Origin of the sequence: Clostridium fallax (assembly GCF_900129365.1) — a bacterium.
Lineage (GTDB): Bacteria > Bacillota > Clostridia > Clostridiales > Clostridiaceae > Clostridium_AH > Clostridium_AH fallax.
Genome location: NZ_FQVM01000014.1, coordinates 17,613 through 32,260, shown reverse-complemented (window position 1 = coordinate 32,260; position 14,648 = coordinate 17,613). Strand labels below are relative to the sequence as shown.

Below are 14,648 nucleotides of genomic sequence, written 5' to 3'. Positions count from 1 at the left end.
CGTATAATTTTCCAATAATTTTATATTAAAATTATTGGAAAATTAATAGTTTTTTTAGTAGAAATATATCAAAAGAAGGTAGAATTTTAATAATAGAATAAGTTCATACCTTCTTTTAAATTTTATTTTTCTGTTTTATTTAGCATATCTAGAACTGCTTTTTTAGCTTTAAGTTCAAGAGAATCATCTAAAGGTTCTAAGTTAAAATTTTCATATTTTTTATTTAAGGCTAAAGTAATAAGTCTATCTGCTAATTCAGGATTCTTAGATAGAAGGGAACCATGAAAATAACTTCCAAAGGTATTTTTATAAATACAACCCTCATTATTATCAGAACCATTATTGCCATATCCATGAAGACACTTTCCAAGAGGTTTAAGGTCATTTATATAAGTTCTTCCTGAATGATTTTCAAAGCCTACATAGGTTTCATTAAAATCTTCATTTAAAATTGCGGTATTTCCAATAAACCTTGTATCTCCACCTTCAGTATATATATTTAAAGCACCTAAACCTTCAAGCTTTTCTCCAGTTGGAGTTTCATAATATTTTCCTAATAATTGATATCCTCCACATATAGCTAAGAATACACCGTTATTTTCTATATAGTTTATAATTGAAGTCTTCTTTGTTTCAATTAAATCTTTAGATACAATTGATTGCTCATAATCTTGACCACCACCAAAGAAAACTATATCATAATCTTCTTCTTTAAAAGAATCATTAAGAGAAACATTAATTATATTCACTTTAATTCCTCTAGCTTCTGATCTATATTTAAGAACTAGTATATTTCCCAAATCACCATATACATTTAAAAGATCAGGATATAAATGACATATATTTAACTCCATAATAATTTTCCTTTCTACCAAAGTTTTTCAATATAACCTTTTGAATGAAGGAATTTTCTATAGTTTATCATAGCAGTATAGGTTGCTAATATATATACTCTATTTTCTTTTCCTTCTATAATTTTATTTGTTAGATTTTCATAGTTTTCTTCAATTATAAATTTACTAGGAGAAAGAGAAGCAATCTTTAATCTAACAGCCATGTCATATCTTCTTGTACCTGAAATAAATATTTCAGCAATATCCATAGAATATAATTTTTCAAAATTAACATCCCAAAGCCAAGAAATGTCTCTTCCGTCAGCGTAATTATCATTTAATAAAAATGCTGCTGAAAACTTATCTTTATTTAAGCACAAAGTATCTAAGGCTTGATTATAACCGGCAGGATTTTTAACCAAAATAATTTTAATTTCTTTTTCATTAAGATTTATATTTTCCTGTCTTCCAAAGCTTGATTCTTGCTTTTTAAAAGATTTTTCAATTGTTTCATCATCAATATTTAATTCTTTACATATAGAATAAGCACATAATCCATTATAAATATTATAGGTACCAGACTGTGTTATTGTGAAAGGTTTATTATTAAATTCTACTAATGATCCATCAGGAGTAGATTCAATAATTTTTGTAACCTTATATTTTAAATCTTCTCTTTTATAACCACAGCTTGGACAGTAAAAATCTCCTAAATGATTATAGGTTATATAATTATAGGAATAAGGACTTTTACAAAACTTACAAAACTTAGCATCAGCATTTAGTTCTATTTCAGTGTTATCATTTATTTTAGTATCAAAACCAAAATATACAGTAGGATTTTTAAGGTTTAGCTTACCAAGTAAAGATTCATCACCATTTAATATAAGTTTAGTGGAAGGACTTTTATTTACGCCTTCAAGAATTTTTTCTAAGGTAGTATAAACTTCACCATAACGGTCTAATTGATCTCTAAATAGATTAGTTATAGTAAGAAGTTCTGGAGATATATATTCTGTTATAAATTTTACATTAGCCTCATCTACTTCTATAACAGCATATTTTTTTTCTTTATTAAAAAATTTATAATTAGATACAAAACAATTAGTTATCCCAGGAAACATATTAGCTCCTGTGCTATTTGTTATTACATTATATCCCTTTTCTTTTAAGATATTGTATATCATACTAGTGGTAGTAGTCTTACCATTAGTACCAGTTATTAAAATTACATGATAGTTTTTACATACTGTATTTAATATGGATCTATCAAATTTTAAAGCGATTTTTCCTGGAAAGTTACTTCCACCTTTAAAAAAGTTTTTAGCAACAAAATGAGTTAATTTAGAAGTTATGATTGCAAAAAAAGTATTTAATTTAATTTTAGACACCACCTTTTATTGTTATCTTTTGAATTATTTACAGATTACCTTAAAATTAATCACTAATAGTCTATATAGGAAAAGTTTTTGCTTAAATCAATGGCAAAGTTTTTAGAATTTTTTATTATATCATCGTATTCTTTATCATTTTTTGAGCCATTAGAGTGTAGCTTAATTCCTAATGCTATAGGATTATTATCTTGAAATATTAAATCAAATTGAGGCATACATTCTTCAAAATTTTCTACTCCATAAATTATAACTGAGCTTTTATTTTTTTCAATAGAAGTATTATTAAGAGCTGGTGAAAAAATTATGTTTACTCCTTCATCACATAAAAAATCTAAAGTATTTTTTGTAACTCTTGCTTTTGAAGATATATAAATAACTATAAAGCCTTTTTTAGCTTTATATCTTTTAATAATATTTTTATATGTAGATATTTCAGAAGGTGAAGATAAATCTTTATCAAGATACATATAGTTAATAAAATTATTTTCTATAGAAGTTTCATAGAAATGATTAGTATTTAAAATATGAATATCATTGTTTAATAAATTTTTATCATCATCTGCAATTAAAGTTATTGATTTTGAGAAAGAATTTAAATTTAAACCTTCATTTTTTTTAATAATTCCTAAAGTTAAATCAAAATTAGATATATCGGAAGGATTAACAAAACTTTCATTTTCTAACAAAACTGGTGAAAACATAATTTCTGTTATATCATCGTTATTATTTTTATTAGAAAAAACTCTACAGTTTTTATCTAAAATATTATTAAACTTTAAAGATATATTTGGTATTAAATAAATTGTAAAACCAATAAAAATAAAAATTAGAAAAATTATTATAGATTTTATTAGTTTTATTATGATACTTTTGTTAAACATTAATAGCTTTTCTCCTAAAAAATAAACTATATTTAAGTATATCATAATATCTATACTATACAATATTGCTATACTGGTTTTTAAGATGATTAATATATTTTATTTTAATTAAACAATATATTTTTTATAAATTTTGCAAAATATTTTAAAGATAAAAGTATATAAATTTAAAAAATTTACTTTAGCAGTTAACAACTAAAAATTTTTTCTATGTAACATAAAGTATTAATATAACTTATTAAAATAAATTTAGTTATAAATATGAAATAAGTACATTTTTTATTGTAATTATACAATTATGGATACTTTTAAAAACTTTTTTAAAATGATATTATGATTTTAGTTGTTATATTTTATGAATAAGATAAAATCTTTGAATTTTGTAAGTAAATATTAAAGTTAATAAGATTAATTAAAATAAAGAATTTATAGCGGTAGGAGGAATTTTTACATGTATCCAATTAAATTTGAAAATTTATATTATGATAAAATATGGGGTGGAAGAGATTTTGAAAGTTTTAGAGATAATCTTCCTAATGGAAATATAGGGGAAACATGGGATATAGCTTGCCATCCCAATGGAACTGGTATTGTATCAAATGGAGCTTTTAAAGGAATAAAGTTTGATGAACTTATAAAAAAATATGGAGATGATTTATTAGGTAGTAAAATAAACAAAGAAAAGTTTCCACTACTAGTTAAGCTTATAAATGCTAAAGACAAACTTTCTGTACAAGTACATCCTGATGATGATTATGGAAAAAGGGTAGAAGGAGAGCTTGGAAAAACTGAATGTTGGTATGTAGTTGAAGCTTTTAAAGGAGCCAATTTAGTTGTAGGAACTAAAAATTGTAATAAGGAGCAATTTATAAAAGCTATAGAAACAGGAATTTTTGATGAATATTTAAATAAGATACCAGTTAAAAAAGGAGATTTTTTCTTTGTAAAAAGTGGATTGGTACATGCTATTGGAGAAGGCGTTATAATTGCAGAGATACAACAAAATAGTGATACTACATATAGAGTATATGACTATAATAGAGGAAGAGAAATTCATGTGGAAAAAGCTTTAGATGTTATTGACTTCTCATTAAAAGGTCATAATAATAAAGGACTTAAAGCAGAATTTTCAGGATATACTAAAACTTATTTAAGTCTTTGTAAATATTTTGCTATAGAAAAATATGAAATAAAAGATTTATTAGAAGAAGAAAGTGATAAGGAAAGATTTTTTATATTTACAGCAGTAGATGGAAAAGGAATTATTTCTTATGATAAAGGAGAAGAGGTAATAAAAAAAGGAGATAGCATACTTATACCAGCATCCTTAGGAAAGTATACTATAAAAGGTGATATAACATTATTAAAAAGTTATGTTCCAGATGAAAAAAAAGTAGAAAAAGAAATAATTGATATAATAAGATATTAAAATAAATAAGTTAAAATAATTTTCATAAAGACTCTTTATATTTAGATTGACCTAAAAATTAGAATTAAAAATTAAAATTTTAGGCTTAGTATAAGGAGTCTTTATATTTTATGTAAAATCAATATAAACTATTTTTCTACCTTAAATTCTATTATTATTGGTATTATAGCTTATATATTAAGAAATAATTTATTTTAATTTAAGTATTTTATAATAGACAATTTGAAAAATCAAAATTATAATTAAATGGTGTGTGATTATAATAGAAAGAGAGTGAAAATATGGGTTTAAATTTTATATTTATATTAAAAGCTATAGTTATAGCCATAGTAGAAGGTTTAACAGAATTTGTACCAGTTTCTTCTACAGGCCATATGATTTTAGTTGGAGACTTAATAGGGTTCCATGGAACAGAATTTACTAACATGTTTGAAGTAGTAATACAATTAGGTGCAATTCTTGCAGTAATTGTTTTATATTGGAACAAATTATGGGGCCTTTTATGTTCTTTCTGTAAATGGATTGTAAGTCCTATAGCAAGATTAATTAAAGGGAAAAATTATTCATTAAGTAGTAAAGATAAAAAAGGTGTAAAACTTAGTTTAGCAATAATAATTGGATGTATTCCAGCTGCAATTTTAGGTCTTTCATTAGATGATTTAATAGATAAATATTTATTTAGTACAAAGACTGTAGCTATAGGATTTATAGTTGGTGGTATATTATTGTTAATAGTTGAAAATAATTTTAGATCTAGAGCTAAAAGAAGCAAAACAACAAAAACTGTTGATGATATATCGTATGGACAAGCATTAAAGGTAGGTATTTTCCAATGTCTTTCTTTATGGCCAGGAATGTCAAGAAGTGCATCAACAATAATGGGCGGATGGATTGCAGGTATTTCAACTACAGCTGCTGCTGAATACTCATTCTTTTTAGCTATTCCAGTTATGTTTGGAGCATCTGGATTAAAAATTTATAAATATAAAGGTTTTGCAACTATGACATCAACTGAATGGGTATCTTTAATCGTAGGATTTATTGTTGCTTTTATTGTATCAATATTAGTAATTGATGGATTCATAAGTTACTTGAAGAAGAAACCTATGAGAATTTTTGCATTATATAGAATAGTTGCTGGTATAATACTAGCTCTTTTAATATTAATTGGGGTAATTAGCTAATATATTAAGGCTTTATAAGCTGATTTTTGTAAAAAACATATTTAATATTAATTTAAATCAAGTAATACTTATATAAAATAAATCTCCTAAAGTAATATTTTTTACTTTAGGAGATTTATTTTATTTTGAATATAAGACAAAGAAAATTTTTATTTAAAACTTAAAAGGAATTTTTCAATAAATATTTTTAAAGTAAAAGAATAATACTTTAAAAAGTATTATTATGATATTATAAATTTTGTTAATTTAGCGTTAGCATTAGGCAAAATCACTTTTTATATTTTTTACTTAAGTTAGAATATAAATTATAGATTTAAATTTATATTGAAAAGATAAAAAGGGATACAAAGTGAGTAATTTAGATGGAAGTTTAGTGAAAAATAAAGATGAAAATATTAAAATAACATTAAGTAAAAATTTAAGTGATGGAGAGATTTACTACTTTAATAAAATAGATGGAGATAAGATTTTCTTAAAAAAATAAATGGAGAAAATTCTATAATTTTCAAAGATCCATCTCCTAACAATAGAACTTTTTATATAATAAAATATGAAGGAGAAAAACTAATGATAGCAGAAAGAATAGTTCCTTTAAAAAAATTCCATAACTTTAGGAATTTAGGAAGATATAAAACAAGGGATGGAAGAAAAGTAAAATGGGGATTATTTTACCGTTCTGAAGATCTTTCTAAATTAAAAGATGATGATTTAAAGTATTTTAAAACCTTGGGAATAAAATATATTTTAGATTATAGATCAAAAGAAGAAAAGGAGAGATTTCAAGATTTTAAGTTAAATGATATAAAAAATATCAATATATCAGCTATGACTAATTTAGATGTATATAAAATAATGCCTATAAATAATAAGGATTTTAAAGAACTTATGAAATTATTTAAAAATCCTAAGGATACTGCAATATTATAACACTGTATATCAGGAAAAGATAGAACTGGGATTGGATCAGCTTTAATTTTATTAGCATTAGGTGTAGATGAAGAAACGGTTACAGAAGACTATTTAAAGAGTAATCTTCATATAAAAGAAAATGAGAACCAAATTATAAATGTGTATAGTGATTTTTTTAAAAGTAAGGATTCTTTAAATATGTTAAGAGATATTTTAGAAATAAAAAGAGAATATATAGAAATATCCTTAAAATCTATAAAAGATAATTATGGGAACTATGAAAGATATTTTGAAAAGGAATTTGGATTAGGGGATGATGACATAGAGAATCTTAAAAATGTCTATTTATATTTATATTAATATTTATAGTATATTTTAATTTTAAAATTATTAATTAAGCTAAGGATTTAAAAATAAGTTCTTAGCTTTTATTTATATAAATATAAAATAATATAAGAAGAAAATGATAGAAAATTATAAAATAACACAAAATTTAAAATATTAAAAAAATAACTTTGAAATGAAAAATTATTATGATATCATAAAATAAAATAGGAAAAATTTTAATTTGGTGTAAAGAGCTTGTAGTTATTGGGTAGAGGAGGAAAGATTTATGAGAAAAGAAATTAAAAAAATAGCAATACTCACTGGAGGTGGAGACTGTCCAGGATTAAATGCAGTTATTAGAGCAGTTACTAGAACAGCAATATTGCAGTATGGGTATGAAGTATATGGTTATAAATTTGGATATAAAGGGTTATACAATAATGACTTAATTCCTCTAACATTGGAAACAGTTTCAGGTATTCTTCATAAGGGAGGAACTATTCTTTATAGTTCAAATAAAGATAATCTATTTGATTATCTTGTTGAAGAAAATGGCAAAATGGTTAAAAAAGACGTTTCAGATGTAGCAGTAGAAAATTTAAAAAAGGAAGGAATAGATGCTTTAATTGTTATAGGTGGAGATGGTACTTTAACTTCTGCAAGAGATTTTGCAAGAAAGGGAGTTAATATAATAGGTGTACCTAAAACTATTGATAATGACTTAGCAGCAACAGATGTAACCTTTGGTTTTAATACAGCCATTGGAGTAGCTACAGAAGCTTTAGATAGACTTCACACTACAGCAGAATCTCATCATAGAATAATGCTTCTAGAGGTTATGGGAAGAGATGCTGGTTGGATTGCTTTAGAATCAGGAATTGCAGGATCTGCAGATGTTATATTAATACCTGAGATTCCTTATGATATTAATAAAATAATAGAAAAAGTAAAAGAAAGAGAAGCAGAAGGAAAATTATTTTCAATTATTGTAGTGGCAGAGGGAGCAAAACCTAAAGATGGTTCAGCTACTGTATATAAAATAGTAGAAGATAGTCCAGATCCTATAAGATATGGAGGAGTAGCTAATAAATTAGCAGTAGAATTAGAAAAATTAGTTAAGAACCATGAGATAAGAAGTACAGTATTAGGTCATATACAAAGAGGTGGAAATGCATCAACCTATGATAGAATTTTATCAACCAGGTATGGAGTTAAAGCAGTTGAATTAATTAATGAAGGTAAGTTTGGTAATATGGTTTGCTTAAAGGGAAGCGATATATCCTATGTAAGTTTAGAAGAAGTAATAGGCCATAATAAGTATGTTAATCCTAATGGAGAATTTGTTAAAATAGCAAAAAAAATAGGGATTTCCTTTGGAGATTAATATAATAAGCCATAATAAATTGAAGAATCTTTGTTATTATGTGAAAAATATCTAAAAAAATTAAAATGTTAACGTTTTAACTATAAATACTTCAAAATTTTCTGACAATATGCTATAATTCAATTGTGCATTATAACAAAGAAAGCTGGAGGGTATTATGAAAGAGATAAAAAAATATATTGAAACAAGAAATGGAAAATATAGCTTTTTCTTCGAGGATTTAGATGGAGGTTATGTTTATGGGTATAATGAACATGAACCGATGACAGCAGCTGGGTGTATGAAATTACCAATAGCAGTTGCTTTAATTAAAGAAGAGGAATTAGGAAACATAAATTTTCTAGATAAAATAAAGATTGAGACTAAAGATAAAGTATATGGAACTGGAATTATCCATGAATTCGGAGAAAGAGATTATACAGTTTTTGAACTTTTAGTAGCAATGCTTATTCAAAGTGATAATACCGCTGCTAACAAAATAATTGAGATCTTAGGAATAGAAAAAATAAATGAAACAATAAAAAAATTAGGACTTAAAAATACTAACTTAAATAGAAAGACCAGAGACGAAAGAAATCCAGAAGTAGAAATAGAAAATATAACTACAGCTTATGACTTATGTATGATATGGAAACACTTGTATAATGCAACGTATTTAGATAGAAAAAACAGTACAATGCTTATTGATATATTAACAAGACAGCAAATAAAAAACAAATTAGGTTTATATATACCAGAAGAATCTAAGTACAGTATATCAAGTAAATCTGGTGATAAGCATGGCGTTGAAAATGATACAGAACTTATTCATTTATCTAAAGGAAATTTCACATTTACGGTTATGTCAGAAGGAGTACCTAATAGTGTATATGGTACAGTAACTCTTGCAAAATGTGGTAAAATGATGTGGGATTTTGTTATGAATCAATGGAATTAATAACCTATTGACAATAACTGAAAAAAATGGTAGTATATCTGTAGTTTAAAAAACCTTTAATTTGATCCAGAGAGATCAATAAGGAAGTTATATAATGCTATGTTAATAATAGAGATTATACTATGCCTTCCTTAAAGGAAGGCATTTTTTTATAGCCTAATATAACCTACCTTCTTTAAATTTAACACAGAGATGTTAAAAAGGAGTGATAATAATGTTAAAAGTAAAAAATTTAATTGACCCAATGGATTTAAAAGTAGAAGAATTAGAAGAAATCTTTAATTTAGCACATCAAATAATAGCTAATCCTAAAAAATATTCTAATATCTGTGATGGAAAGATATTAGCTACTCTATTCTATGAGCCAAGTACAAGAACAAGATTAAGCTTTAAAGCTGCTATGATGAGACTTGGAGGAAAGGTCTTAGGCTTTTCAGAACCAAATTCATCTTCTGTATCTAAGGGAGAGTCCTTAGGAGATACAATAAAAATAGTTTCTGCATACTCTGATATAATAGCTATTAGGCATCCTAAAGAAGGTGCAGCAAAGGTAGCATCTATGTATTCAGATGTACCAGTTATTAATGCCGGTGACGGAGGTCATCAGCATCCAACTCAAACCTTAACAGATCTTTTAACAATAAAATCTTTAAAAGGTTCTCTCCAAAATTTAACCATAGGTTTTTGTGGTGACTTAATGTTTGGAAGAACAGTACATTCTCTTGTAAAAGCTATGTCAAGATATAAAAATAATAAATTTATATTAATTTCCCCAAAAGAATTAAGTATACCTAATTATATAAAAGAAGAAGTTTTAATAAAAAACAATATAGAATTTGAAGAAGTAGAAACTTTAGAAGAGGTTATTGGTAAACTAGATATACTTTATATGACAAGGATCCAAAAAGAAAGATTTTTTAATGAAGATGATTATATAAGATTAAGAGATATTTATATACTAGATAAAAATAAAATGAATCTTGCAAAAAAAGATATGATAGTTCTTCATCCACTTCCAAGAGTAAATGAAATATCTAAAGAGATAGACGATGATCCTAGAGCTTGCTATTTTAAGCAAGCTAAATATGGAATGTTTGTAAGAATGGCTTTAATAGCTAAGCTTTTGGAGGCGATGTAATGATTAAAATAACTAAGCTAAAAGATGGTATAGTAATAGATCATATAAAAGCAGGAAGAGGATATGAAGTATTTAAATATCTAAAACTTCAAGAAGCAAAGTATCCAGTAACTTTAATAATGAATGTAGAAAGCAAAACATTAGGTAAAAAGGATATTATAAAAATAGGTAAAATAATAGATATGGATTTAGAGATTTTAGGTCTTATATCACCGGAAGTTACTTTAAATATATTAAATAATGAGAATGTTGTAGAAAAGGTAACTTTAGAGTTACCTGAAAAAGTAGAGGGGATTATAGAGTGTAATAATCCAAGATGTATAACTACAGTAGAAAATTATGTTCCTAAAATATTTAAGCTAACTAATAAAGAAAAAGGCACATATAGATGTATATACTGTGATAATGAGTATAAGGTAATAAAATAAATAAAGGGGATTTGAGTATGGATTTATTAATAAAAAATGCTAATATAGTTGATTATAGTCATAGCTTTTATGGAGATATTTATATAAAAAATGGGAAAATTCAAGAAGTAGGTAGAGAAATTTCAAAGGATTGTAAGGTTATAGATGCTAAAGGTTTAACTTTAATGCCGTCATTTATAGATATGCATGCTCATTTTAGAGAGCCAGGATTTACCTATAAAGAAGATATAGAGTCTGGTTCTAAGGCTGCAGTAAGAGGTGGATATACAGCAGTAAACTTAATGGCAAATACAAGGCCTATTTGTAGTACAAAGGAAATTTTAAACTTAGTAGAAAATAGAGCAAAAGAAGTAAATCTTATAGATATAAATCAATGTATTTCTGTAACTAAAAATTTTGATGGAGTAACTTTAGATCACCTAGATGATTTTAAAAAAGAAGAGATTGTAGCTATATCAGATGATGGAAAAGGTGTATCAGATGCTAAGGTTATGATGAAAGCTATGAATAAGGCAAAGGAAAATAATTGGGTTGTAATATCTCATGCTGAAAGTAAAGAATTTTCTGATATAGATATGAGGCTTGCAGAGAATATGATGACATGGAGGGATATAACTTTAGCTAAGGTTACAGGATGTAAACTTCATATGGCTCATGTAAGTACTAAAGAGGCAATGAAATATATAATAGAGGGAAAATGTGATGGAGTTAATGTTACTTGTGAAGTAACACCACATCATATAGTTCTTAATAATAAAATATCAAATTACAGAGTAAATCCACCAATTAGAGAAGAAGAGGATGTTAACTTTTTAATAAAGGCAATTGCTCATGGAGATGTAGATGTAATAGGAACAGATCATGCTCCTCATACAAAAGAAGATAAGGAAAAAGGAGCTCCAGGCCTTGTAGGTATAGAAACAGCTTTTCCAATTTGTTTTACAAAGCTTGTAAAAGAAAATATTATAACTTTAAATAAGCTAAGTAAAATGATGTCTCAAAAACCAGCAGAGTTATTAGGATTTAATAAAGGGAAAATATGTCCAGGCTATGATGGAGATGTAGTTTTATTAGATTTAGAAAAGGAAGTAATAATAGATTCAAGTAAATTTGAATCTAAAGGAAAAAATACTCCTTTTGATGGATACAAAGTTTATGGAGAAGTAGTTCTTACAGTTAAGGAAGGAGAGATTGTATATGAAGGATAATAAAATTACAATTATAGATAGATTATATAAAGCAGTAGAGGAAAAAGGTGTAGTTTGTGTAGGCTTAGATACAAGCTTAGATTATATACCAGATTTTTTAAAAGAAGAGTATAAAAATATAGAAGATGTAATATTCCAATTTAATAAGAGAATAATAGATGAAACTAAAGACGTTGTAGCTTGCTTTAAAGTTCAAATAGCTTATTATGAAGCTCTAGGAATAGAAGGGTTAATAGCTTATAAGAAAACTTTAAAGTATTTAAGAGATGAAGGCTGCATAACAATTGGAGATATTAAAAGAGGAGATATTGCAGCTACTGCAAAAATGTATGGGAAAGCTCACTTTGAAGGAGATTTTCAATGTGATTTTATAACATTAAATCCATATATGGGAATGGATAGTATAGAACCCTATATACCATATATAGAAAAAGGTGATAAAGGAGTATTTGTTCTTGTAAGAACTTCTAATAAAGGTGCAGAAGATATTGAATATATAGAATCAATTAATGGAAAAAGAGTTTATGAAATAACTGGAGAAAAAATAAAGGAAATAGGAGATAAATTTTTAGGTGAATGTGGATATTCACCAATTGGAGGAGTAATAGGTTGCACTCATACTGATGAAGGAAGAAAAATTAGAAAAGATTTATCAAGCATGTTTTTCTTAATACCTGGTTATGGAGCTCAAGGTGGGAAGGCTGAGGATGTAGCCTTATATCTTAAAAATGGTAATGGTGGAGTTGTAAATTCTTCAAGAAAAATATTATTAGCATATAAAGATAGAAATATGGAAAAGGATTTTGCAAAGGCTTCTAGAAAAGAAGTTTTAAGAATGAGAGATGAAATAAAAAAAGCAGTAGAAGCTATAAAATAATAGGAGGATATATATGAAACCAATTTACTTAAAGACAAAAGTTTTGGAAAATAATAAGATTTGTGATGGAATATATAAACTTACTATAAAAGATAATAGAGATATTAAATCTGGACAATTTTATATGATAAAACCTAAAAATGCTTTTTTAGGAAGACCTATTTCAGTATGTGAAGTAAAGGACGGATGTGTAAACTTTCTTTATGCTGTAGTAGGAAAAGGAACTGAGGATTTTATGAATTTAAAACCTCAAGATGAAATTGAAGTTATGGGACCTTTAGGAAATGGATTTGAAGAAAAAAAATATGGGAAAATAGCCTTAGTAGCTGGAGGAATTGGAATAGCTCCTATGGTTCAACTTGCAAAAAAACTTAAAGAAGCAGGAAATGAATTAATAGATTTATATGTAGGATTTAGAGATGAAAGTTATCTTATAGAAGAGTTTTTAGAGTATGTAGATAATGTAAATATAACAAGTAATACTGGAAAAGTTGGAATTAAGGGATTTATAACAGAGATTTTAGAACCATCAAAATATGATACAGTACTTTGTTGTGGACCAGAAGTTATGATGGAAAAAGTAGTAGAAATGTGTAAGAAAGCTAAGGTAAATATATATGTTTCTATGGAAAAACATATGGCCTGTGGAGTAGGGGCATGTCTTGTATGTACTTGCAAAAGCAAAAGTGGAAATAAAAGAACCTGCAAAGATGGTCCAGTTTTTAATGGATATGAAATTGAATTTTAAAGAGGTGGTTCTATGTTAAAGACAGTTATAAACGGAATAGAATTTAAAAATCCCATAATAGCAGCTTCAGGAACTTTCGGTTTTGGAGAAGAATATAGAGATTTTTATGATGTAGGAATTTTAGGTGGAATATGTTCTAAAGGATTAACCTTAAATCCTAAAGAAGGGAATGAAGGACTTAGGGTTTATGAAACAAGTTCTGGAATGATGAATAGTGTAGGTCTTCAAAATCCTGGTGTGGAAAAATTTATAGAAATAGAACTTCCTAAAATGTTAAATCTTAATACAAATATTATAGCAAATGTAGGAGGAGGAACTATTGAGGATTACGAAAAAGCTGTGGAGAAACTAAATAGTACTGATATTTCCATGATTGAACTTAATATATCGTGTCCTAATGTAAAATCAGGTGGAATGGCTTTTGGAATAAAATCAGATGTTGCCTTTGATGTAGTTTCTAAGGTTAGAAAACTTACAAATAAACCTTTAATGGTTAAACTATCTCCTAATGCAGAGGATATAGTAGATATGGCTTATAAATGTCGTGAAGCTGGAGCAGATTCTCTTTCTTTAATAAATACAGTAAAGGGAATGGCAATAGACATAGAAAAAAGAAAACCTGTATTTAATAATATATTTGCTGGACTATCAGGACCTTGTGTTAAACCTATAGCTTTAAGAATGGTATATGAAGTTTCAAAAGCAGTAGACATACCCATAATAGGTTTAGGAGGAATAATGAATGGAGAAGATGCTATAGAATTTATAATGGCAGGAGCTTCAGCAGTACAAATTGGAACTGTAAATTTTGTAAATCCTTATGCAGGTAAAGAAATAATAAAAGAAATGGAAGATTTTTTAAAAAAAGAGGGAATTAAAAATATAAATGAAATAGTAGGAATAGCGAGAAAATAATTTAATTAAATATAAAAACAAATATTTTTAAAAATTTGATTAATTACTTATTTTAA

General features: G+C 26.2%; 16 protein-coding genes. 13 read left to right on the top strand and 3 right to left on the bottom strand.

The window, feature by feature from the left end; all coding sequences use genetic code 11:
• Window positions 1–122 precede the first annotated feature (122 nt).
• The 3 genes from BUA70_RS08115 to BUA70_RS08105 are packed head-to-tail and all read right to left on the bottom strand — an operon-like array spanning window position 123 to window position 3,108.
• Complete coding sequence (locus tag BUA70_RS08115; RefSeq protein ID WP_072896139.1) at window positions 123–854, bottom strand: type 1 glutamine amidotransferase; 732 nt, start codon at window positions 852–854, stop codon at window positions 123–125.
• A gap of 14 nt (window positions 855–868) precedes the next feature.
• The gene (locus tag BUA70_RS08110) at window positions 869–2,224 is read right to left on the bottom strand and encodes a Mur ligase family protein (RefSeq protein WP_072896212.1); all 1,356 of its coding nucleotides are present in this window, start codon (window positions 2,222–2,224) and stop codon (window positions 869–871) included.
• Window positions 2,225–2,277: 53 nt separating this feature from the next.
• Entirely contained in the window at window positions 2,278–3,108 is an 831-nt protein-coding gene (locus tag BUA70_RS08105) for a hypothetical protein (RefSeq protein ID WP_072896136.1), read from the bottom strand.
• 451 nt (window positions 3,109–3,559) lie between these two features.
• On the opposite strand from BUA70_RS08105, the gene BUA70_RS08100 reads away from it, so the two are divergent.
• The 13 genes from BUA70_RS08100 (at window position 3,560) to BUA70_RS08050 (ending at window position 14,592) form a co-directional block, all read left to right on the top strand.
• Complete coding sequence (locus BUA70_RS08100) at window positions 3,560–4,537, top strand: type I phosphomannose isomerase catalytic subunit (protein ID WP_072896133.1); 978 nt, start codon at window positions 3,560–3,562, stop codon at window positions 4,535–4,537.
• A gap of 281 nt (window positions 4,538–4,818) precedes the next feature.
• Window positions 4,819–5,721: an undecaprenyl-diphosphate phosphatase gene (locus BUA70_RS08095; RefSeq protein WP_072896128.1), complete on the top strand. Its 903-nt coding sequence runs from the start codon at window positions 4,819–4,821 to the stop codon at window positions 5,719–5,721.
• 349 nt (window positions 5,722–6,070) lie between these two features.
• A complete protein-coding gene (locus tag BUA70_RS13295) occupies window positions 6,071–6,205 on the top strand; it encodes a hypothetical protein (RefSeq protein ID WP_278337204.1) in 135 nt (44 codons plus the stop codon).
• Window positions 6,206–6,288: 83 nt separating this feature from the next.
• A complete protein-coding gene (locus BUA70_RS13375) occupies window positions 6,289–6,648 on the top strand; it encodes a tyrosine-protein phosphatase (RefSeq protein WP_341457269.1) in 360 nt (119 codons plus the stop codon).
• A gap of 6 nt (window positions 6,649–6,654) precedes the next feature.
• Window positions 6,655–6,990, top strand: coding sequence for a tyrosine-protein phosphatase (locus BUA70_RS13370; RefSeq protein WP_341457274.1), 336 nt, complete (start codon window positions 6,655–6,657; stop codon window positions 6,988–6,990).
• A gap of 253 nt (window positions 6,991–7,243) precedes the next feature.
• Window positions 7,244–8,341: a 6-phosphofructokinase gene (locus BUA70_RS08085; RefSeq protein ID WP_072896123.1), complete on the top strand. Its 1,098-nt coding sequence runs from the start codon at window positions 7,244–7,246 to the stop codon at window positions 8,339–8,341.
• Window positions 8,342–8,498: 157 nt separating this feature from the next.
• On the top strand, window positions 8,499–9,278 hold the full coding sequence (locus tag BUA70_RS08080; protein ID WP_072896120.1) for a serine hydrolase: 780 nt from the start codon (window positions 8,499–8,501) through the stop codon (window positions 9,276–9,278).
• Between the two features lie 214 nt (window positions 9,279–9,492).
• The gene (gene pyrB, locus BUA70_RS08075; RefSeq protein ID WP_072896116.1) at window positions 9,493–10,416 is read left to right on the top strand and encodes an aspartate carbamoyltransferase; all 924 of its coding nucleotides are present in this window, start codon (window positions 9,493–9,495) and stop codon (window positions 10,414–10,416) included.
• Window positions 10,416–10,844 (top strand): aspartate carbamoyltransferase regulatory subunit, encoded by a 429-nt coding sequence (locus BUA70_RS08070; protein ID WP_072896113.1) that lies wholly within the window; start codon window positions 10,416–10,418, stop codon window positions 10,842–10,844. The genes pyrB and BUA70_RS08070 overlap by 1 nt, the downstream gene beginning before the upstream one ends.
• 17 nt (window positions 10,845–10,861) lie before the next feature.
• Window positions 10,862–12,052, top strand: coding sequence for a dihydroorotase (locus BUA70_RS08065; RefSeq protein ID WP_072896109.1), 1,191 nt, complete (start codon window positions 10,862–10,864; stop codon window positions 12,050–12,052).
• A complete protein-coding gene (gene pyrF, locus BUA70_RS08060; RefSeq protein ID WP_072896105.1) occupies window positions 12,042–12,929 on the top strand; it encodes an orotidine-5'-phosphate decarboxylase in 888 nt (295 codons plus the stop codon). Before BUA70_RS08065 ends, pyrF begins: the two co-directional genes overlap by 11 nt.
• Window positions 12,930–12,942: 13 nt before the next feature.
• Entirely contained in the window at window positions 12,943–13,677 is a 735-nt protein-coding gene (locus BUA70_RS08055; protein ID WP_072896101.1) for a dihydroorotate dehydrogenase electron transfer subunit, read from the top strand.
• Window positions 13,678–13,689: 12 nt separating this feature from the next.
• On the top strand, window positions 13,690–14,592 hold the full coding sequence (locus tag BUA70_RS08050; protein WP_072896098.1) for a dihydroorotate dehydrogenase: 903 nt from the start codon (window positions 13,690–13,692) through the stop codon (window positions 14,590–14,592).
• The last annotated feature ends 56 nt before the right edge of the window (window positions 14,593–14,648 follow it).